Below are 20,793 nucleotides of genomic sequence, written 5' to 3' on the forward strand. Positions count from 1 at the left end.
GGTGATCTCTCTTGTCGAATGGGATGGCTGCCGAGGAGACTCTTATTTTGATTTGATTCCATAAGAGATCGCTCGCGGTTTCAACTACTCGGCACTTCGGGAGAGAGACCTAAAGCTTTATTGGAGATGCATTTAAGAAAAATTCTTTAGAAGTTGTCACAGACGGGATCGTCTAGCCGTCTTGGAAGTAGCGGGCTTTCGACATTGAACCCGCACAACCCAACTTCAAGGAAGAATTTATGAAACGTCCGAATTGGTTTCAAGTTTCCGGCGAGGGCGCCAAGGCGCTAGGCGCGCTTCATCATTACGTAACGACCGGCACCGACTTGCCTGGTGAGTTGATACATCTGGTCTTCTTGAGGGTTTCACAGATCAATGGATGCGCGCACTGCATCGACATCCATACGCGCGACCTCATCAAAAGCGGGATGTCGGTCGATAAGGTGGTCCTGGTACCGGTGTGGGAGGAAGTGAGCTATCTGTTCTCCGACCAGGAAAGCGCTGCGCTCGCCTGGACCGAGGAAGTAACGCGTGTCAGCGAAACGCATGCTTCGGATGAAGCATACGCGGCGGCACTTTCTGTCTTTGGTGAAAAAAATCTGGTCGAACTCACCATCGTGATCGCCGCGATGAATGCCATTAATCGGATGGGAATCAGTTTTCGCATGAAGCCGCTTGCGAAGGCTTAGCATTTGAGGGACGAGGGCAGGCTTTTCGTACCAGCATCGCCAAATAGAAAAAGGGTTTCGGGCGAATGCCTGGAACCCTTTATGCGCTGGTGCTGATGGGCGGAATCGAACCGTCGACCTACTGATTACGAATCTGCGAGGAAAATTATATAAATCAATTGGTTAGGGGAATTTTTGCTCCGCCATTCAAAAAACGACGGCCTGCAAGGCCAATAAGGACGCCTCTCGATTTGGAATTGCGGAGCGGACTTTTTGGTTTTGAATGCGAATGTCATTGGCGATACTGATAAAGTTTTTCGTGGCCGCAATCGGCCAGAAGCCGCCTTCGACTACCAAGACAAGCGCCCGCATTGTGCGGGCGTTTGTATGTTCAAATCATGGGCGGGATTTGTTATTCAGAAACGGCGGGTGAAGCTAGCTTAGGCCCCCTGCCCACCGATTAGAACCGAAATAGCCCAGATATAGAACAGACCGCCCAGCGAGAACCAGAGGCTGACCATCATTGCAATGGCCAACATAGTTGCGAGGCTTTTTCTCATGAGCCGTGAGCCATGCATCGGCGTTGATTCTGTTGCGCTCGATGAGCGTTGGCGAGCGAGTAATTACTTAGGTCGCCCAGCAAGTTTTTTTTCAGAGGCAACCGCAGATGCGCTTGTCTGGGGCGTGGCTAAAGGTCTCTTTGCTGTACCGGATTTCCATTTTCCTTTCCCTTTAGTGCCGCCTTCCTTCTTGGCTGCTTGAGCCGCCGGCTTTTTTGAGCCAGGTTTTTTGTAAACTTTAGCTGGGGCATTTCTCCGCGTTCTGCTTTGTGTCTGCCGAGACTGCATTTTCTTACCAATATCAATAGCTTGTTGATTTGCATTGAAAACTGACCCACTTTCCCAGGAAATTTGCATCCAAAGTTGACCCATGTTTAGACCACAATCCTGCTCATGACAGCGAGCGGGAGAACGGAGTGATAGACGTGGCCCTACTTGGAATTATTCGACGCTGGTACATCAGAGACCGCATCTCAATTCGGGAAATCGCTCGCAGGCTCGACATTTCCCGCAACACAGTTCGCCGCTACATCCGATCCGATGTCAGCGAACCCGCTTATCCAGCAAGGCGTTCGCCAAGCTCGCTCGATGAATTCACCGCCAGGCTCTCTGCTTGGCTCAGCGCAGAGGCGGTCAAATCTCGGAAGCAAAGAAGGACCCTGAAACAGATGTTCCTGGACTTAAGAGAACTGGGATACGAGGGGTCGTATGACCGGGTGGCTGCCTTCAGCAGGCAATGGAAGGTGGGTCAAATGGAGAGGGTCAAATCTGCGAGCAAATCAACATTTTAGACGAATTGGTATCGAAGGGCGTCAGGCCTTACTGTACGAATTTAGCGACCCGCTGCGGCGCAGTCGCGAAATCCATTCTCACAGGCGGCGACTGCGATCCGGAATTGGCAAGATTCTTAAATTCGGTAGCAACGGACGGCAGTATCGGACGAAAGCAGCCATGTCAAGGAGATATCACAATATCGATTACACCTACAGGCGAGCTTGATATCACGACCGAACATCAAAATCTATGTGGTTACCGCGGGGATTTCGACTATTTGATCGCTGCGGGTACTCCTGTGGCATAAAGACACCATTCGGTGCGTCAAAATGCATCAAATTTGAGCACCGCCGTTTGGCGGGGAAAGCTAGGCTGGCCGGGACTCGGCGCCTGACGCAAATTTGAGTCAAAACCGACATATGTAGCGGGCAGGCGCGGGGTGGGGGCAACCGCGCGCGCAGGGCCGGGAAAGTGATTTTAACTGTACGTATGTACAGTTTTATTGAAAAAATCACCCCCCCTAGTTATCGATATGACGTGCACCACCTATCCCGCGCCGATCCCGCCAGAGGGCCTCGTCCAGCCCGCCCCGGCGGCCCGGTTCGCCGGCGGGCCGCTGGCCCTGCACATCACACACAAGCTGCATGCCGGCTTCCCTAGCTCCGCCGCTGACTACACCGCCGGTCCGCTGGACCTGAATCAATACCTGGTATATCGCGTCGCCTGTATCCACCACGGCAAGCAACGCAATCCATGTCGCCTGGCTTGCAGGATTGCCTCTTGCCATCAGCTTCCATCTTTCCATCGCCTTCCGAAGGCGCCCGTTCGCTTATGCGCCCCTCATGGACAATCGCCGTCCGGCTACCACAAGTCGGATTGGGGCCAAACGGGAATTCGAAATGTCTTAATCGCTACCTATATTGGTAACATTTGGGATAAACTCGGTATAGAATGACGCCATGCATGGAAATACCTACACCGTTGAAGAAGTCGCCCGGCGACTCAAGTTGCACGTCAAGACAGTGCTGCGCCATATCAGGGAGGGCCGCCTGCGGGCCTCCAAGATCGGCAAGTCCTATCGGATTTCCGGTCCGGACCTGAATGACTTTGCCGGTTTGGCGGCGCCAGTAGCGGGCCAAGGCGAAATTGTGGCGCGTACCACGAGCATCGTAGAGGTACCCGGGATATCGGCCGAATTTGCCAGCCGCATCGCAACCAACCTGCAGGCTTTGCTGATCAGCCGGGGAGGACACGGTCAGCCCATGCATCTTGATACCGCATATAACCCGCTGGAAAGCCATCTGAAGATCATTCTGGTTGCTTCGCCCAGAGAGGCCGCATCGGTGTTGGAGGCACTCGACTCTTTTCTTGGCGTGGCGCAATGACGCCAATATTCAGGACGCGTGATGCAGAGCGCCTTGCCCTGGCACGCTATCGCGAACTGCTGGATGAGTGGCCGGTCCCCCATACCCACTGCATGGTGCCAAGCGGCATGGGAGAAACCTTCGTGCTTTCCTGCGGCCCGTCCGAAGGGCCGCCGCTGGTGCTGCTGCATGGCGCGCAGGCCAACGCGGCAAGCTGGCTGGTGGACGCAGCGATATGGGCACGGCACTTCCGTGTCCATATCATTGACTTGCCAGGCCAGCCCGGATTGAGCGCGCCATCCCGCCTGGTTCCAGCCAGTCGCGCGGCCCTATGCTGGCTCGACGACCTGATGGATGGGCTTGGACTGGTCAACGCCTCGTTCGCGGGCATTTCGCTGGGTGGCTGGATGGCGTTGAGCTACGCAGTATCGCGTCCAGGGCGCGTGGCGCAACTGGTGCTCATCTCGCCCGCCGGCATCGGACGGCAACGGGCATTCCTGCTTAAAGCTTGGCCCTATTTGATGCTCGGGCAGTGGGGATTGCGCAAGATACGTCGCATGGTGATCGGACCTGTTGCCGGCGCGCTGTCGCCATTCCATGCCAAGCTTGCCTCGCTGATGGAATACATCGGCCTGCATGCGCGCATTCAACCTATCGTGCTACCCAGGTTCAGCGATGCTGCTCTGGGTTCGCTGGCCATTCCGGTCATGGCAGTGCTGGGAGGAAAAGACGTGCTGCTTGATTCGGCCCACACGCGGGCGCGGCTTGAACGGTGCGTTCCGCACGCCTGCATACACTGGAGGCCAGAGGCCTTTCACTTCATCACCCGTGAAGCTGAAACCATCCAGGCATTTCTTCTCGCGCCTGACGCGCGCGGTACGCCATGAGAAGCGTGATCATTTCGATGGGCCCGGTCCGAATACTGCATTGCCCGGCCCAGGAAGGGCGTATTGCCAGCGAAGGTGATACGGACTCCTTGTTCAGTGCCGCATGGGAGCGCTGTGCGCAGCTGGTGGCCATCGATGCCAGCTGCCTGGACGAATCCTTTTTCCAGCTGTCGTCCGGATTGGCGGGCCGGCTTGTCCAGCGCTTCGTGAACTACCGCATGCCGCTCGCCATTCTCGGCCAGCTCGGCCGCCATCTTGATGCCAGTCAGGCGCTTACTGACTATGTCCGAGAATCTAATCGCGGAAACGCGGTCTGGTTTCTCGACCGTCTTACCGACCTGGAAAGCCGGCTGAGCTCCAACGCGCTTGCACCGCGCCGGCCATCGTAGTGACACGCGTTTGGCTGAGGCGAGAAGCCATGGCGGGTATACCGTTGGGCGCACCAGGGAGATGAAGGTGGCTTTCTGTATGCGTACCTGGCTTGCTTTGACGGGATTGCCATCGGTTGCTGTACGGCGATCCTGGTTACTCGAGGTATGCGTCCATGGATGTCAACGCGCTGGCTGCAGTGCATGACGATCCTGGCGATGGCTTTACTCTAGGTTCAGCTTCTCTTCCCATGTTGCCATCATGTCAGGACTTACCTTTCCCGCGTTGACCCCGGGGAGGGAGCCTGGCCACGCCCGTGCCCGCCATCCGGTTCGCCGTCGGCCCGCTGGTCTTGCACATCACGCACAATCCGCATACTGGGTCGCCGGACGGTGAACTGCGGCGATGCGTGGCGAGCCGCCGGCGGCTGGCGAGGGGCAAGTCAGGCCGTGAAGAAGCGTTGGAGCGCGTGGCAAAGTCGGGAAGACAATGGAACTCGCCGAACTGTTTCATTCCGGAATTCCAACGCCGGACAACCGATACAAAAATATTTACAAACCGCTTGCTCTGTATATATGTTGATGTAGAATTTCTCAAACAAATAATTATTCAACTGAGGAGACAAGAATGGCATTCATCACGAACGCGTGGTATGTCGCGTGCTGGGCGGCACAAGTGAAACCAGGCGAAATGTTCCATCGGACCTTGCTCGATCAGCAGGTGGTTTTCTATCGCAAGCAGAACGGTGAGGCGGTGGCGCTTCAGGATCGCTGTCCGCATCGCTTCATTCCCCTGCATCTCGGCAACCTGCGCGGCGATAGAATCGAGTGCGGCTATCACGGTCTACAGTTCGACTGCTCCGGAAAATGCGTCAAGAATCCCCATGGTGATGGAAAGATTCCGGCGGCGGCGAAGGTACGGTCCTATCCCGTGCACGAGAAGCACGGCATGCTGTGGATCTGGATGGGAGAGGGGGCGGGCGATCCCGCGCAGATCCCGGACTACAGTGTCCTGGAGCCTGAATCGGGCTATCGGACCAGCACCGGCGGCTATATCCACATCAACGCCAACTATGAGCTGATGGCGGAAAACCTGCTCGATCTGAGCCATATCACCTATCTTCACGATGGCCTGCTGGGTAGTCCGGAGCAGGTGGGGGCCGACCAGGAGGTGAAGGAGGAGGGTAGCCACATCATCTGCAACCGGTGGATGCCCAATGTCAGCGTGCCCGGCATCTTCGATATGCTGTACAAGCGCGATGGCAGGCACGTCGACATGTGGACCAACATGCGCTGGATTCCACCCAGCAGCTTCATCCTGGATTCGGGTGTGCATGCGCCGGGCGGCCAGCGCGAAGACAAGGGCTGGTATTTCGGCGTACACATCCTGACCCCCGAAACCGAGCGCACTACTCACTATCATTTTGCCGCTGCACTGCCATCGGGCACCGTGATGACCTCCGAGGAAGCGGCGCGCTATGCCGAATTGCGTCGCTTCGCCTTCGAGGAGCAGGACAAGCCCATGCTCGATGCGCAGCAGGCCGCGCTCGGCGAGGCCAACTTCTGGGACATGAAGCCGGTACTGCTGAGCGTGGATGCCGGGCCGGTACGCATGCGCCGTGCACTGGAACGCATGCTGGCTGCTGAGCGTCAGGGCAGCGCTACGATGGGCTGACAGACAGCCGATTCGCAATACCCATAATAAAAAACCAGAGAGGAGACAACAATGCAGAATGCATGGAAAGGCGCCGCCATGGCCGCCCTGGTCGCGGCCGCATGGGTGCCGGCTGCTGCGCAGACGCCGGTGAAGATAGGGTTCATCGCTGAACTGTCGGGGCCGCAGGCCTCGATCGGGCGCGATCAGTACGATGGTTTCATGCTGGTCGTCGAACGCAATGGCGGCAAGCTGGGCAATGTGCCGGTTCAGGTGATCAAGGAAGACACGCAACTCAAGCCGGATGTGGCCAACCAGGCGGTGCGGCGGCTGATCGAGAAGGAGAAGGTGCCGATCATCACCGGCGTGTCTTTCTCCAACATCATGATGGCGGTGCACAAGTATGTGACCGACCATCAGGTCTTCCTGATCGGCTCCAACGCCGGCCCCTCGCAGATCGCCGGCGCACAATGCTCTGCTTACCAGTTCATCACCGCCTGGCAGGGTGACCAGGCCGCCGAAGTGGTCGGCAAGTATGCCACCGACCGCCAATACAAACGTGTGCTGTTGATGGCTCCGAACTACCAGGCCGGCAAGGATACGTTGGCCGGCTTCAAGCGCCATTATAAGGGGCAGGTGGTGGACGAGCTCTACACACAGCTGAATCAGCTGGATTTCGCGGCGGAGATCTCGCAGGTGTCGGCGGCGAGACCGGATGCGGTCTTCGCCTTCTTCCCCGGCGGTCTGGGTGTCAGTTTCGCCAAACAATATGCGCAGGCGGGCCTGATGAAGAAAGTGCCCTTGCTGTCGGTGTTCGTAGCCGACGCCATCAACCTGCCATCGATTGGCGATAACGCCCTGGGCATGGTCAGCGGCAGCTTCTGGGGGCCGGATCTGGAGGTGGTGGCCAACAAGCGCTTCGTCGAGGACTTCGAGAAGAAGTATGGGCGAATTCCTTCCAACTATGCGGCCCAAAGCTATGATGCCGCGCAATTGCTGGACTCGGCCATCGGGAAGGTCGGCGGCAACGTGGCGGACAAGCCGGCGTTCATGGCCGCGCTCAAGGCTGCAGATTTCCATTCCGTACGTGGGAGCTTCCGCTTCAACAACAATCATTTCCCGATCCAGGACATGCACATTCTGGAAGTGGCCAAGGATGGCAAGGGACGGCTGAGCCTCAAGACCGTGGCCACGCCCTTCAAGGCGGTCGAGGACGCCTATCACGACAAGTGCCCGCTGAAGAACTGATCAGCGTTTCTTTACTTCACAACGGGATGGTTCAGCGGCCGTCCCGGGACTGCATCCATGACCCTCAAGACCATTCCCGTGCGCGTCGTCGAGAAGCGCCGCGCTGCATTAGATATCTGCCTCTTCGAACTTGAGCGTTGCGATGGCCAGGCCTTGCCGCCGTTCAGCGCCGGTTCGCACATCGACGTTCATCTGCCAGGTGGTCTGGTGAGGCAGTATTCGCTGTGCAACGATCCCGCACAGCACCAGCGCTACCAGATCTGCGTCCTGCTCGATCCTCATACCCGCGGTGGATCACGGGCCATGCACGATAAGGTGGCTGTCGGCGACACGCTGCTGATCGGCGAACCGCGCAACCTGTTCCACTTGGTGCCCGGCGAACATGCGGTGGTGCTGCTGGCGGGCGGCATCGGTGTGACGCCCTTGCTGTCGATGGCCTTGAAACTGCTGGCCCAGGGGCGCCGCTTCCACCTGCATTACTTCACCCGCAGCGCCGAGCGAACGGCCTTTCATACGCAGATACTGCAGTCGCCTCTGCGTACGATGGTGTCGTTCTGGTTCGATGATGCGCCCGGGGTGGCGCGGCCGAGTATAGGCGACATCTTGGGCCATGCGGAGCCGGACGCCCATGTCTATGCCTGTGGCCCGCTTGGCTTTCTCAAGTACGTGCAGGATACCTGTGCGCAGATGCAATGGGCACATCTCCACTACGAGGCTTTCACTGCCGCGCCGGTGGCGGAAGGGGATGCCTTCGTGGTCAAGCTGCAAAGCAGCGGCCGCTTGATAGCGGTCTCGGCCGGGCAGACCGTCGTGGAAGCGCTGGCCAAGGCGGGGGTCGAAATCCCTGTTTCCTGTGAACAAGGGATTTGCGGAACCTGCCTTACCCGGGTCTGCGAAGGCGTGCCGGATCATCGTGACCAGTATCTAACCGATCAGGAACGGGAACGGGGCGACCAGTTCACGCCGTGCTGTTCGCGCGCCAGGTCGCCGGTACTGGTGCTGGATCTGTGAGCGCAAGGCGAGACCGGGACGTGGAACCCGCCTCGCCTGTAGGAAATCGGCAAGCCTGAGGACCTTGCCACACATGCGTTGGCGCCGGAAATCCGCGTTGCGCGGCGGTATAATGGATGCCCACAGGTAATCTTCCACTTTCAAAAAATGATCTCCTCCGGCGCTTCGTCAATTAGGCTGCACACCGACGTAGATAACCGTCTGGCGCAGTCCACCGGACAGGGCGACGGCGCGATGCAGCAAAAGCCGGCCCGCCGCAGCCAGAGCGATCGTACCCGCGAGGCGCGCGACCGCCTGCTGACTGCGGCCATCGACGTGTTAATGGAAAAGGGCTACGCCGGCCTGACCACCAAAGAGGTGGCCACCCGCTCCGGCCTGTCCAACGGCGCCCTGATGCATCACTTCAATTCCAAGGCTGAACTGGTGGTGGCCGCCACCGCCGCCGTCTACGATGTCGCGATCGAACGTGGCCAGCGGGTAGCGAAGTCGGCCCAGGCAGTCAAGGATCCGGTAGCGGGCTTCATTACCGACAGCTTGAGCGTGTATTTCGACTGGCCGTTCGTGGCCGCGCTGGAAGTCATCATCGTGGCGCGCACCGATGCCGAGCTGATGGAGCAGATCCTGCCGGTGATGCAGCACTATCGCGACACCACCAACGAAGTGTGGCTGCAGGTGTTTCGTGCCGCGGGTTTCTCTGCCAAGCAGGCCAATACCATTCTCAATCTCACCCTGAACCTGGTAAGGGGCATGGCGATCAACCGTCTATGGCGCCACGATGATAGCTACTACAGGCAGCTTCTCAAGGACTGGACCAGGTTGATCAAGTCGGCCATCAGTGTGAACTAACGGCCGGCAGGTTCCTGCATCGATGTACTACCGGCGGCATTTTTCTTGTCCGAGAACAGATCGAACATCAACCGGCGCAGCCACTGGTTGCCTGGTTCCTTGTGGAACTTGGCATGCCAGAACACGTTGATCCCGGTCTCTGGCAAGTCCACGGGATGCTCCAGGAAACGCAGGTTGAACGGGGCCAGGCACTGGCGCGCATAGCGCTCCGGGACGGTTGCGATCATGTTGGTGGTCGAGAGGATATGGCCCACGGCCACGAAGTGTGGCACCGACAGGCGTATGTTGCGCCGGATCCCCTTGCGCTCGATGGCCTCGTCCAGCTTGGCGTGACCAGTACCGGGTGCCACCACCATCACGTGTTCCGCCTCTGAAAATTCTTCCACCGAGATCTTCTTCTTGTCCAGGGCATGACCGCGTCGCATCAGGCAGACGTACTTCTGCTCGAAGAGGCGCTGCTGGAAAAATCCTGTCTTCAATTGCGGCAGCAGGCCGACCGCTAAGTCGACGTGGCCTGATTCCATCCCATCCTTGAGATTGATGGTGGTGTTGCGCACGGTATTGATCGAGATGTTGGGTGCGATACCCGCCAGTGTGTCCATCAAGCGCGGCAGGAAATAGATCTCACCGATATCGGTCATGCCGATGGTAAAGGTGCGGCTGGTGCGTTCCGGGTCGAACAGGGCTTGTTGGTTGAGCGTGCTGTGGATGGCGCTGAGAGCATAGGCGATGGGCTCGGCCAGTTGGATCGACAGCGAGGTCGGTTCCATGCCCTTGGAGGTGCGCAGGAACAGTTCGTCACCCAGCAGGCGCCGCAGGCGGTTGAGCGCGTTGCTGATGGCTGGCTGGGTCTGGCCGAGCTTCTCGGCCACGATCGATACACGGCGGTCGACGAGCAACTGGTTGAACACCACCAGCAGGTTGAGATCGATGTCCTTGAGTTCCATTCCAGCTCCCGGGTCGCTTGAGTAATATCACTGCCAGTGATTTTTGAAATTCAGAGAATACTATATATTTATAAATAGCCACTTCCTATAATCGCCTCACCCAACATAAAAATGACAAGCAGGCTGAGGAGACAGGCATGGAACTGGTGGTGCAACCACTCGGGCGTTCGTTCGCCGTAAAGGCGGGAGACAATCTGCTGGAGGTACTGCAGGCCAATGGCGTGCCGGTGTCCTACAGCTGTCGTGCAGGCCGCTGCGGAACCTGCCGCTGCAAGCTCGTCGAAGGCAAGGTGCTGGAGTCTGCTGGCGACGCCAAGCTGACCAATCCGGGCGGGGGCAGCCATGTGCTGGCCTGCATGAGCGTGCTGACCGAAAGCTGCGTGGTGGAGATTCCGGAGCCCGACGAGATCGTGGCCCATCCTGCGCGCATCCTCAAGGCGAGCGTGGTGGCGATCGAGGATCTCACGCACGACATCAAGCGCCTGGTGCTCAAGTCACCCAAGCCGCTCTCCTTCTCGGCAGGCCAGTACGCCATTCTGCAGTTTACGCCGGAACACATCCGGCCTTATTCGATGGCCGGTGTGGCCGACGACGACACACTCGAATTCCATATTCGCAAGGTACCCGGTGGGCGGGTCACCGGCTATGTCTTCAATACGCTCAAGCTGGGCGATGCGGTGCGGGTATCGGGCCCCATGGGCACGGCCTACCTGCGCAGGAAGCATGAAGGTCCGGTGCTGTGCATCGCCGGTGGGACCGGGCTGGCCCCGGTGCTGTCGATCGTGCGGGCGGCCACCGCCTTGAAGATGACCAATCCCATCCACCTCTATTTCGGCGTGCGCTCGTCCGCAGACATCTATGGGCAAGCGTGGCTGGATGAACTGGCACAGCGCAACCCGAACCTGCATGTCCACGTGGTCATCGCCACCAACGAGCCGGGTACCCGCCACCGTGTGGGTCTGGTGACCGATGCGGTCTCGGCCGACTGGAGCGATCTGCGCGACTGGCGTGCCTACCTGTGCGGCGCGCCGCCGATGGTCGAGGCCGCGACTCTGATCGCCAAAGCCAGGGGGATCGCGATGGAGCATATCTACGCCGATGCGTTCTACGCCAGTCCCGACTGACAGCAAGAGACCGAAACAAGGAGACGAGATGAAAGCCGAAGTGCCAGAAATGGTGCGCGCCGAGCGCCGCCAATACTACGACCAGATCAATCATTTCAGCATGACGCCGCTATGGGAAGTGTTGGGCCGTCTCGTGCCGAGGCAGCCGACGCCAGCCATTACACCAGTGCTGTGGAAATACGCCGACGTGCGCGAGCATGTGATGCAGGCCGGCCGACTGATCAGCGCCGAGGAGGCCGAGCGGCGCGTGCTGATCCTGGAAAATCCCGGGCTGCGCGGTAACTCCTCCGTCACCCAGACGCTGTATGCGGGCCTGCAACTGATCATGCCGGGAGAAGTGGCACCGGCACACCGCCATACCCAGTCTGCCTTGCGCCTGGTGCTGGACGGCGAGGGTGCCTATACCGCAGTGGACGGCGAGCGGACCACCATGCGACGCGGTGACTTCATCATCACGCCAGCGTGGACCTGGCATGACCATGGCAATCTGGGGCAAGAGCCGGTGGTCTGGCTGGATGGGTTGGATATTCCGCTGGCGCGCTTCTTCGATACTGGTTTCGCGGAACCTGGCGCGGCCCATTCGCAGGGGGTGACCCGGCACGAAGGCGATGCGCTGGCGCGCTATGGCAGCAACATGGTTCCGGTCGATTTCCACCAGCCGGCCAGTGCGCCCACCAAGGTTTTCGTCTACCCGTTTGCACAGACCCGCAGCGCCCTCAAGACGATCGCACTGGGTGACATCGATGCACATCACGGTTACAAGCAGCGCTTCGTGAATCCGGCCACCGGCGCGTCGCCGATGCCAACCATGGGTGCCTTCATCCAGCTGCTGCCCGCCGGTTTCGAGAGCCTCCCTTATCGCAGTACGGATGCCACCGTCTACGTCTGCCTGGAAGGAGAGGGCGAGGCCCTGGTCGGCGATCAGCTGCTGAAGTTTCAGGAAAACGATGTGTTCGTCCTGCCCTCCTGGTACACGCTGCAGTTGCGGGCCGGGCGCGAGACGATCCTGTTCAGCTATTCCGACCGGCCGGCGCAGCAGGCCATCGGCTTTTGGCGCGAAGAGCGCTTGCCGGCGCATCGGCAAGCCTGACCAATCCGTCCATCCATTTCGACCCTTGCATCTGGCTGCCCTGATGGCCGGGCACTTACTCAATCTTCAATCGGAGCCTTCATGAACTACGCCGTACCCGCTGCGCCTATCATCCACCTCGAGATCGCCGGCAGCACCGATGTCTTCCCCGTCAATCGTATCTTCTGCGTGGGGCGTAACTATGCCGCCCACGCACGCGAAATGGGCAAGGATCCTGAGCGCGATCCCCCGTTCTTCTTCATGAAGCCGGCCAATGCCGCCGTGCAGGCAGGCCAGAGCGAGAGCCGCATTCCCTATCCGCCCATGACCGCCAACTTCCACCATGAGATCGAACTGGTGGTCGCCATCGGCCGTGGCGGCAAGGACATCACTGTCGACGACGCCCTGTCGCATGTGTACGGCTATGCCGTCGGCCTGGACATGACGCGCCGCGACCTGCAGCTGGATGCACGCGAAAAGGGACGTCCCTGGGAGTTCGGAAAGTCCTTCCGCGATTCCGCGCCGATCGGCCCGATTCATCCGGTGGCCAGCGTCGGCCAGGTCACAAGCGGCGCCATTGCCTTGACTGTCAATGGTCAAGCTCGCCAGCACTCCGACGTCAAGGAACTGATCTGGTCGGTCGCAGAGAGCATTGCCTACCTGTCGCAATACGAGCCACTGGAACCCGGCGACATCATCATGACCGGCACTCCGGAAGGCGTGGCTGCGGTGGTTCGCGGTGACTTGATGGAAGGCAGCGTCGAAGGCCTTGGCACGATCCGCGTGCGCGTGGCGGACTGATCGTCGTAGGTAGCAGAGGAGACCTGACATGCATAACCCCAGCGAAGCTTTCCCGGTCGAGCAGAAATGGGCCGGTGACGGCTCCAGCCGCATCCCGTTCTGGGCCTATACCGACCAGGGCCTGTACCAGCGCGAGCTGGAACGATTCTTCTATCGTGGGCACTGGAACTATGTCGGCCTGGAGGCCGAGATCCCCCATCATGGCGACTTCAAGCGCACGGTCGTGGGCGAACGATCGGTGGTGATGATCCGCGATGCAGACGGCGAGATCAATGTGGTCGAGAACGTTTGCGCCCATCGCGGCATGCAGTTCTGTCGCGAGCGCAGCGGCAACCGCAAGGAACTGGTGTGTCCCTATCACCAGTGGAACTACAAACTCAATGGCGATCTGCAGGGCGTACCGTTCCGACGCGGGGTCAAGCAGGATGGCAAGGTCAACGGCGGCATGCCAAGCGATTTCAAAGTTGAGGAGAACGGCCTGACCAAGCTCAAGGTGGCGCGCCGCGGCGGTGTCGTGTTCGCCTCCTTCGACCAGGACGTGGAGGCGCTGGAAGATTTCCTCGGGCCGCAGATCCTGGCCTACTTCGATCGCCTGTTCAATGGGCGCCAGTTGAAGATCCTCGGCTATAACCGCCAGCGCATCCCGGGCAACTGGAAGCTGATGCAGGAAAACATCAAGGATCCTTATCACCCCGGACTGCTTCATACCTGGTTCGTGACCTATGGCCTGTGGCGGGCGGATAACAAGTCGCAGCTGCGCATGGACGACAAGTTCCGCCATGCAGCGATGATCTCCACCCGTGGCACTGGCGGGGTCAAGAACGAGGTGACGACGGGTGTGAGCAGCTTCAAGGAGAGCATGCAGATCCAGGACAAGCGACTGCTCGACATCGTCCAGGAAGACTGGTGGAAGGGGCCGACGGCTGTGATGATGACGGTATTTCCCAGCGTGATCTTCCAGCAGCAGGTCAACAGTGTGTCGACCCGCCACATCCAGCCCAACGGGGCCGGCTCTTTCGATTTCGTATGGACCCATTTCGGTTTCGAGGACGACAGCGAGGAAATGACCGAACGCCGCCTGATCCAGGCCAACCTGTTTGGCCCGGCCGGTTTTGTTTCAGCCGACGACGGCGAAGTGATCGAGTTTTCCCAGAGCGGCTTCGAGCAGAAGCCGATTCACCGGACCCTGGCCGAACTGGATGGGCGCGACGTGCACGATACCGAGCACATGGTGACGGAGACCCTGATCCGGGGCATGTATGACTATTGGCGCAAGGTGATGGAGGTTTGATGATGGATGCCAGCTTGTATGTCGAACTGTGCCAGCTCTATGCCCGCTATGCCGAAGTGACCAGCAGCGGGCGCTGGGAAGAATGGCCGGACTTCTTTACCGACCAATGCCTCTACAAGGTGCAGCCGCGCGAGAACTTCGAGCGTGGTTTCCCCCTGGCCACGATGTCCTTTATCAGCAAGGACATGCTACATGACCGGGTCTATGGGATCCGCGAAACCTTGTTCCACGACCCGTACTACCAGCGCAATGTGACGGGCTTGCCTCTGCTGAAATCGGTGGAAGGGGAGCTGTTCCGGGTCGAGGCCAATTATTCGATCCTGCGCACCAAGATGAGCCAGGAGACCACCGTCTTCAATGCCGGGCGCTATCTGGATGAAGTTCGTATGACGCCACAGGGACTGCGGTTCAGCACGAAGCTGTGCATCTACGACTCGGAAATGATTCCGAACTCCCTGATCTATCCAATCTGAGGCATTCATGAGCGATACCAGCACTGAACAATGGATCGAGGCCGGCAGCGTCGACGGCATTCCCGCAGATGACGTGATCGGCGTCGAAGTCGCGGGCAAGTACCTTGCCCTGTATCGGGTCGATGATCAGGTCTTTGCCACCGACAACATTTGCACCCATGGCCACGCCAGGCTGTGCGACGGCTTCCTGGACGGCCACGAGATCGAATGCCCCTTGCACCAGGGCAAGTTCGATATCCGCAGCGGAAAGGCCATGTGCGCGCCGCTGAGTGACGACGTACGTACGTATCCGATACGGATCGAGGACGGAAAGGTCTTCGTTGCAATCTAAAAAAGGTGCCGCCACGCATGCGGCGCCATTCCCATGATGACAAGAGAGGAGACAACATGAAATATTCGAAGACACTCGCTGCGGGCGCCAGTGCGTTGGTGGCCATGGCGGCGCTGGCATCGATGCCAGCGCTTGCGGCCGATGCCATTCGGATCGGCTTCTCGGCGCCCTTGACCGGTAGCCAGGCCGTCGTGGGACAGGATCAGGTGGACGGCTTCAATCTGGCCATCGAACAGAATGGCGGGAAATTGGGCGGACGTCCTGTGACCCTGTTCAAGGACGATGACCAGCTAAAGCCGGAAATCGGTTCGCAGATCGTCCGCAAGTTCATCGAGAAGGACAAGGTCGATGCCATCGTCGGCATGGGCTTCTCGAATGTATTCATGGCTGGTCTGAAGCCCATCGTCGATTCTGGCATCGTGGCCATCGGCACCAATGCCGGACCGTCACCCGTCGCCGGGGCATCCTGCGCAGTCAATGTGTTCTCCGTCGCGTGGCAGAACGATGGTGCAGCCGAAGCGGTTGGTCAGCACATGAAATCCAAGGGGTTCAAACGCGTGGTGTTGCTGGCGCCAAATTACCAGGCCGGCAAGGACATGCTTGCCGGTTTCAAGCGTTTCTACCAGGGGGCGCCGGCTGATGAACTCTACACTCAGGTCGGCCAGACCGATTATTCCGCCGAGATCTCGCAGATCCAGGCACTGAAGCCGGATGCCGTCTTCGTGTTCTATCCGGGTGGCATGGGCGTGAACTTCGTCAAGCAGTTCAGCCAGGCCGGTCTGCTGGGCAAGCTGCCCTTGTTCTCCATCTTCACCGTGGACGGAACCACCATGCCCGCCTTGCGCGATGCCGCGGTGGGTAGCGTGTACGGCGCGATGTGGGATGCCGCGCTCGACAATCCAGAGAACAGGAAATTCGTCGAGGCCTTCCAGGCGCGCTACAAGCGGGTCCCCAGCGAATATGCCGCCACCGCGTATGACGCCGCGCGGGTGCTGGACTTGGCAGTGCAGAAGAGCAACGGCAACACCAGCGACCGCAAGGCGTTCGCTGCAGCGGTCAAGGCCGCCGGTGGCGAATTCCGCTCTGTGCGCGGGCCGTTCCGCTTCAATAACAACAACATGCCGGTGCAGAACTACTACATGTTCGATGTCGTCAAGAATAGCGGCAAGGTAGAGGTCCGCCACAGCGGTGTGGCGCTGGCAGAGCACGCTGACAGCTATGGCAGCCTGTGCGCGAGGAAGTAAGTCATGGACCTTATCCTACAGATCGCGACCCAGCTACTCAACGGAGTGCAATACGGGGTACTCCTGTTCCTGCTGGCGGCTGGCTTGACGCTGGTGTTCGGGATCATGAGCTTCGTCAACCTGGCCCATGGTTCGCTGTACATGATGGGCGCCTACTTCTCGGCACTGGGCTACGAATATGGCGGCAATTTCTTCTGGGCAGTGGTAGCCGCCCTGGGAGGGTGTGCCGTTCTTGGCATGGCGCTGGAGCGCCTGGTAGTTGCGCGCCTGTACCGGCGTGACCACCTTGACCATGTGCTGGCGACTTTTGGTCTGGTGCTGTTCTTCAATGAAATGGTGCGCATCCTGTTTGGTCCGCAGCCTTATTTCCTGCCGTTGCCCTCCTTCCTGGAGGGCAGCATCGAGATCATGGGCGCTAGCTATCCGGCCTATCGTCTGGCCATTATCGTGACCGGCCTGCTGGTGGCGGCCGGCGCACAGTGGATGATCAACGGTACCCGCCTCGGCATGCTGATCCGTGCCGGCGCGGTCAACCCTGCCATGGTCGGCGCGCTTGGCATCAACATCGGCTTGCTCAATGGTTTGCTGTTTGCCATCGGTGCCGTGCTGGCCGGCCTGGCTGGTGTGATGGCGGGTCCCATCCTGTCTATCCAGTCCGGCATGGGCGAACCGGTGCTCATCGCCACTCTGGTGGTCATCGTTATCGGCGGTATCGGCTCTATTCGTGGTGCCTTGTATGCGGCGCTGATCGTGGGTATCGCCGACACCTTGGGGCGGGCCTTCCTGCCGCAGATCTTCCGCACCCTGATGGATCGCGAAGCGGCCACGGCCGCGGGGCCGGCAGTGGCCTCGATGCTGGTGTACGTGCTGATGGCCGTGGTGCTGGCTGTCAAGCCGAACGGGTTGTTTCCCGCAGGAGGAAAGTCATGATATCGACCTCTCGAACACGAGGTTTCTCGTTCTGGGTGCCATTCCTCTTGCTGGTGCTGCTGGCCTGCGTGCCGGTGCTGGCAGAATGGGCTGACCAGGCCTTTTTCATCACCCTGTTCGCCCGCATGCTGGTGTACGCGCTGGCCGCCGTGGCGCTCAACCTGGCGCTGGGCTATGGTGGCCTGGTCAGCTTCGGTCATGCCTTGTTCTTCGGCGTGGGTAGCTATTGCGTGGCCATTCCCGCCTTCCATGGCATCGATGCCGGCTGGCTCCATCTGCTGGCATGCGTGCTGGTCTGCGGCGTGCTGGGGGCGGTCACCGGTTTCATCAGCCTGCGCACCAGCGGTATCGCCTTCATCATGATCACGCTGGCATTCGCGCAGATGGGCTATTTCGTCTTCGTCAGCCTGAAGCATTATGGCGGCGACGATGGCATGACCATTACCGCACCATCCCAATTCGGCTGGTTCAGCCTGGGCGACCTGAAGACCCTGTACTACGCCGCCTTTGCCTTGCTGTGCCTAGCACTGCTGGCCATGTGGCGCATCCATGGCGCGCCGTTCGGGATGGTGCTGCGTGGCGCCCGCCAGAACCCGCGTCGCATCAATGCCCTTGGCTTCGCCACGCGCCAGTACCAGCTTGCGGCCTATGTCATCTCTGCGGTGGTCTGCGCGCTCGCCGGCATGCTCTTTGCCAACCTGAATGCATTTGCCTCGCCCAGCTCGCTGGCCTGGTCGATGTCGGGCGACCTGATCGTGATGGTGGTACTGGGAGGCATGGGCACTGTCGCCGGTCCGTTGCTGGGTGCCATCAGCTTCCTGGGCGTGGAGGAAATTCTTAAGTCGTACACGGACCACTGGGCCGTGGTCTTTGGCCCGATGATCGTACTGATTGCCCTGGCCGGACGCGCGGGCATCATGGGAGTGTTGTCCAAGCTGGACGAACGCCTTGCCCTGCGCAAGCGCGGCACCGGGCGCGCTACACGGCTTGCCGCCAACCTGGCCGGGGAGGAATCGCGATGAGCCAGACATTGCTTGAAACCAGAGGTCTGACCAAGCGTTATGGCGGTCTTCTGGTCACGGACCAGGTAGACCTGGACATCCGTCCCGGCGAGTTGCACGCCATCATCGGCCCCAATGGCGCCGGCAAGACTACGCTGATCAACCAGCTCTCCGGTGAGCTGCGGGCCGAATCAGGTGTCATCCGCTTCCAGGGACGGGATGTCGGTACGCTGGGAATTGCGCAACGCGCCCGCCGCGGCTTGCTGCGCTCCTACCAGATCACCGCCGTCTTCGAGGAATTCACGGTACGCGAGAACGTGATGCTGGCCGCGCACGGTGCGCGGCGCCACGGCTTCTCGTTCCTGCGTTCGCTGCTGGGACAGCCTGACCTGGCGGCCATCGCGCGAAAGGTCATCGATGAGGTCGGCCTGGCGGCCATCGACGGCACGCTGGTGGGAGAACTGGCCTACGGTCAGCGGCGCCAGCTTGAGCTGGCCATGGCATTGGCAGCCGAACCCCGCTTCCTGCTGCTGGACGAACCCATGGCTGGCATGAGTGGGCAAGAGTCTGCCGCGGTGGTGGCTTTGCTGCAGCGTCTGAAAGGGCGCTACGGCATCCTGCTGGTGGAACACGACATGGAAGCGGTGTTCGCGCTGGCCGACCGCATCACGGTGCTGGTCTACGGCCGGGTGATGTTCTGCGGTACGCCTGAAGAGATCCGCCGCCATCCCGAGGTTAAGGCGATTTATCTGGGCGAGGAGGAGTGAGCATGACAGCTTTGCTGGAAGTAGAGAACCTGAGCGCCTCCTATGGCCAGGCACAGGCCCTGTTCGGCGTCAGTTTCGACGTCCGGCCCGGGGAGGTGGTGACCCTGCTGGGACGCAACGGCATGGGGCGCTCGACCACCATCAAGTGTCTGTTCGGCCTGTTGCGCGCACAGCGCGGGCGCATCAGGATGCGCGGACAGGAGATCCATGCCAGTCCCTCGCACGAGATCGCGCGCCTGGGTCTGGGCCTGGTGCCCGAAGGGCGCCAGGTCTTTCCCAATCTGAACGTGGAAGAAAACCTGGTGGCCACGGCCCGTGCCCCGCGTCAGAAGTCCGTTGTCGCGCCCTGGAACCTGGCCCGTGTCTACGCATTGTTCCCGCGCTTGCAGGAACGGCGCGGCAACCAGGGCTGGCAGTTGTCCGGCGGTGAACAGCAGATGTTGGCCATCGGTCGCGCATTGATGACCAATCCTTCGTTGCTGGTGCTGGACGAGGCCACCGAAGGTCTTTCGCCACTGGTGCGCCAGGAAATCTGGAATGCCCTGCTGGCGCTCAAGCAGGAGGGCCTGGCCCAGATCGTCATCGACAAGAACATCAAGCCACTGCTCAAGCTGGCCGATCGTCATTTCGTGCTCGACAAGGGGCAGGTAGTGTGGTCGGGTGCCTCGGCGCAGCTGGCTCGTGAAACAGAACTCATCCACCAGTACCTAGGAGTTTGACGCCATGGGCGCAGAACGCATCCTTCATAACTATTTCCGTAGTTCCTCTTCCTACCGTGTACGCATCGCCCTGAAGTTGAAAGGCTTGCCGTTCGACTACCGCGCGGTGCACCTCAACCGCAATGGCGGAGAGCAGTTCGGTGCCGCCTTCCAGACGCTCAATCCGCAGGCGCTGGTCCCTGTCCTGGATGATGGCACCGGGCTGATCAGCCAGTCACTGGCCATCCTGGAATATCTGGAGGAGCGCTATCCACAGATTTCGCTATTGCCGCCGGATACGGCGCAGCGTGCCTACGTGCGCCAGGTCGCCGCCAGCATCGCCTGCGAGATGCATCCGTTGAACAACCTGCGGGTGCTGAAATACCTCAGCGGCACAATGGGTGTATCGGAAGAACAGAAGAAGGCCTGGATCCACCACTGGAACCGTCTCGGCCTGGAAGCCCTGGAGCGGCAGGTGGCGAGCTCGTCCATGCGCGGCCGCTTCATCTGTGGCGATACGCCTGGGCTGGCCGATTGCTGCCTGGTGCCGCAATTGTTCAATGCCCGCCGTTTCGAGGTTGACCTTGAACCTTATCCCGTCCTGCGTGGCATCGCCGGCGAGTGCGAACAGCTGGATGCTTTCCGTGATGCCCATCCGGCGCGCCAGCCGGATGCGGAGTGATCCATCGGCCGACAAGCGCCCGATATTTACCGACCGGGGCAGGCAAGAACTGACA

Annotated in this window: 23 protein-coding genes; 21 read left to right on the forward strand and 2 right to left on the reverse strand. The window is 59.9% G+C overall.

The window, feature by feature from the left end:
• Positions 1 to 239 precede the first annotated feature (239 nt).
• Positions 240 to 689 carry a carboxymuconolactone decarboxylase family protein gene (locus ACEOAC_RS06850; RefSeq protein ID WP_413443552.1) on the forward strand — a complete coding sequence of 150 codons (450 nt, stop codon included), beginning with the start codon at positions 240 to 242 and terminating at the stop codon, positions 687 to 689.
• Positions 690 to 1,291: 602 nt separating this feature from the next.
• Here ACEOAC_RS06850 and ACEOAC_RS06855 read toward each other — a convergent pair.
• Positions 1,292 to 1,600, reverse strand: coding sequence for a hypothetical protein (locus ACEOAC_RS06855; protein ID WP_413628755.1), 309 nt, complete (start codon positions 1,598 to 1,600; stop codon positions 1,292 to 1,294).
• A 53-nt stretch (positions 1,601 to 1,653) separates the two neighbouring features.
• Here ACEOAC_RS06855 and ACEOAC_RS06860 point away from each other — a divergent pair, with 53 nt between their 5' ends.
• From ACEOAC_RS06860 to ACEOAC_RS06895, 8 genes are all read left to right on the forward strand, one after another.
• Positions 1,654 to 2,019: a winged helix-turn-helix transcriptional regulator gene (locus ACEOAC_RS06860; RefSeq protein WP_413628907.1), complete on the forward strand. Its 366-nt coding sequence runs from the start codon at positions 1,654 to 1,656 to the stop codon at positions 2,017 to 2,019.
• A 942-nt stretch (positions 2,020 to 2,961) separates the two neighbouring features.
• Positions 2,962 to 3,387, forward strand: a complete 426-nt coding sequence (locus ACEOAC_RS06865; RefSeq protein WP_413443483.1) for a helix-turn-helix domain-containing protein — start codon at positions 2,962 to 2,964, stop codon at positions 3,385 to 3,387.
• Positions 3,384 to 4,253 (forward strand): alpha/beta fold hydrolase, encoded by an 870-nt coding sequence (locus ACEOAC_RS06870; protein WP_413443484.1) that lies wholly within the window; start codon positions 3,384 to 3,386, stop codon positions 4,251 to 4,253. Before ACEOAC_RS06865 ends, ACEOAC_RS06870 begins: the two co-directional genes overlap by 4 nt.
• Positions 4,250 to 4,642: a DUF4180 domain-containing protein gene (locus tag ACEOAC_RS06875; protein WP_413628756.1), complete on the forward strand. Its 393-nt coding sequence runs from the start codon at positions 4,250 to 4,252 to the stop codon at positions 4,640 to 4,642. The genes ACEOAC_RS06870 and ACEOAC_RS06875 overlap by 4 nt, the downstream gene beginning before the upstream one ends.
• Positions 4,643 to 5,249: 607 nt before the next feature.
• Positions 5,250 to 6,296 (forward strand): Rieske 2Fe-2S domain-containing protein, encoded by a 1,047-nt coding sequence (locus ACEOAC_RS06880; protein ID WP_413443486.1) that lies wholly within the window; start codon positions 5,250 to 5,252, stop codon positions 6,294 to 6,296.
• 51 nt (positions 6,297 to 6,347) lie between these two features.
• Positions 6,348 to 7,523 carry an ABC transporter substrate-binding protein gene (locus ACEOAC_RS06885; RefSeq protein WP_413443487.1) on the forward strand — a complete coding sequence of 392 codons (1,176 nt, stop codon included), beginning with the start codon at positions 6,348 to 6,350 and terminating at the stop codon, positions 7,521 to 7,523.
• A gap of 57 nt (positions 7,524 to 7,580) precedes the next feature.
• On the forward strand, positions 7,581 to 8,534 hold the full coding sequence (locus tag ACEOAC_RS06890) for a PDR/VanB family oxidoreductase (protein WP_413443488.1): 954 nt from the start codon (positions 7,581 to 7,583) through the stop codon (positions 8,532 to 8,534).
• Between the two features lie 234 nt (positions 8,535 to 8,768).
• On the forward strand, positions 8,769 to 9,380 hold the full coding sequence (locus tag ACEOAC_RS06895) for a TetR/AcrR family transcriptional regulator (RefSeq protein ID WP_413443489.1): 612 nt from the start codon (positions 8,769 to 8,771) through the stop codon (positions 9,378 to 9,380).
• On the opposite strand, the gene ACEOAC_RS06900 is transcribed toward ACEOAC_RS06895, so the two are convergent.
• Positions 9,377 to 10,327, reverse strand: coding sequence for a LysR family transcriptional regulator (locus ACEOAC_RS06900; RefSeq protein ID WP_034331401.1), 951 nt, complete (start codon positions 10,325 to 10,327; stop codon positions 9,377 to 9,379). The two genes, ACEOAC_RS06895 and ACEOAC_RS06900, sit on opposite strands and share 4 nt — an antisense overlap.
• Before the next feature lie 137 nt (positions 10,328 to 10,464).
• On the opposite strand from ACEOAC_RS06900, the gene ACEOAC_RS06905 reads away from it, so the two are divergent.
• The 12 genes from ACEOAC_RS06905 to maiA all read left to right on the forward strand — a co-directional run bounded on the left by ACEOAC_RS06905 (position 10,465) and on the right by maiA (position 20,738).
• Positions 10,465 to 11,451, forward strand: coding sequence for a 2Fe-2S iron-sulfur cluster-binding protein (locus tag ACEOAC_RS06905; RefSeq protein ID WP_413443490.1), 987 nt, complete (start codon positions 10,465 to 10,467; stop codon positions 11,449 to 11,451).
• A 28-nt stretch (positions 11,452 to 11,479) separates the two neighbouring features.
• Positions 11,480 to 12,541, forward strand: coding sequence for a gentisate 1,2-dioxygenase (gene gtdA / locus ACEOAC_RS06910; RefSeq protein ID WP_413443491.1), 1,062 nt, complete (start codon positions 11,480 to 11,482; stop codon positions 12,539 to 12,541).
• Between the two features lie 81 nt (positions 12,542 to 12,622).
• Positions 12,623 to 13,321, forward strand: coding sequence for a fumarylacetoacetate hydrolase family protein (locus ACEOAC_RS06915; protein ID WP_413443492.1), 699 nt, complete (start codon positions 12,623 to 12,625; stop codon positions 13,319 to 13,321).
• Positions 13,322 to 13,349: 28 nt separating this feature from the next.
• Positions 13,350 to 14,612, forward strand: coding sequence for an aromatic ring-hydroxylating dioxygenase subunit alpha (locus tag ACEOAC_RS06920; protein ID WP_413443493.1), 1,263 nt, complete (start codon positions 13,350 to 13,352; stop codon positions 14,610 to 14,612).
• A gap of 2 nt (positions 14,613 to 14,614) precedes the next feature.
• Entirely contained in the window at positions 14,615 to 15,085 is a 471-nt protein-coding gene (locus ACEOAC_RS06925) for an aromatic-ring-hydroxylating dioxygenase subunit beta (protein ID WP_413443514.1), read from the forward strand.
• 7 nt (positions 15,086 to 15,092) lie between these two features.
• Positions 15,093 to 15,416 carry a non-heme iron oxygenase ferredoxin subunit gene (locus ACEOAC_RS06930; protein WP_413443494.1) on the forward strand — a complete coding sequence of 108 codons (324 nt, stop codon included), beginning with the start codon at positions 15,093 to 15,095 and terminating at the stop codon, positions 15,414 to 15,416.
• Between the two features lie 56 nt (positions 15,417 to 15,472).
• Positions 15,473 to 16,660, forward strand: coding sequence for an ABC transporter substrate-binding protein (locus ACEOAC_RS06935; protein WP_413443495.1), 1,188 nt, complete (start codon positions 15,473 to 15,475; stop codon positions 16,658 to 16,660).
• A 3-nt stretch (positions 16,661 to 16,663) separates the two neighbouring features.
• Positions 16,664 to 17,590: a branched-chain amino acid ABC transporter permease gene (locus ACEOAC_RS06940; protein ID WP_413443496.1), complete on the forward strand. Its 927-nt coding sequence runs from the start codon at positions 16,664 to 16,666 to the stop codon at positions 17,588 to 17,590.
• Positions 17,587 to 18,612, forward strand: a complete 1,026-nt coding sequence (locus ACEOAC_RS06945) for a branched-chain amino acid ABC transporter permease (RefSeq protein ID WP_413443497.1) — start codon at positions 17,587 to 17,589, stop codon at positions 18,610 to 18,612. The genes ACEOAC_RS06940 and ACEOAC_RS06945 overlap by 4 nt, the downstream gene beginning before the upstream one ends.
• Complete coding sequence (locus ACEOAC_RS06950) at positions 18,609 to 19,358, forward strand: ABC transporter ATP-binding protein (protein WP_413443498.1); 750 nt, start codon at positions 18,609 to 18,611, stop codon at positions 19,356 to 19,358. The genes ACEOAC_RS06945 and ACEOAC_RS06950 overlap by 4 nt, the downstream gene beginning before the upstream one ends.
• Positions 19,359 to 19,360: 2 nt before the next feature.
• Positions 19,361 to 20,077: an ABC transporter ATP-binding protein gene (locus ACEOAC_RS06955; protein WP_413443499.1), complete on the forward strand. Its 717-nt coding sequence runs from the start codon at positions 19,361 to 19,363 to the stop codon at positions 20,075 to 20,077.
• A 4-nt stretch (positions 20,078 to 20,081) separates the two neighbouring features.
• Positions 20,082 to 20,738, forward strand: a complete 657-nt coding sequence (gene maiA, locus ACEOAC_RS06960; RefSeq protein WP_413443500.1) for a maleylacetoacetate isomerase — start codon at positions 20,082 to 20,084, stop codon at positions 20,736 to 20,738.
• Positions 20,739 to 20,793 lie beyond the last annotated feature (55 nt).

This window comes from Herbaspirillum frisingense (genome assembly GCF_047325095.1).
GTDB lineage: Bacteria > Pseudomonadota > Gammaproteobacteria > Burkholderiales > Burkholderiaceae_D > Herbaspirillum > Herbaspirillum frisingense.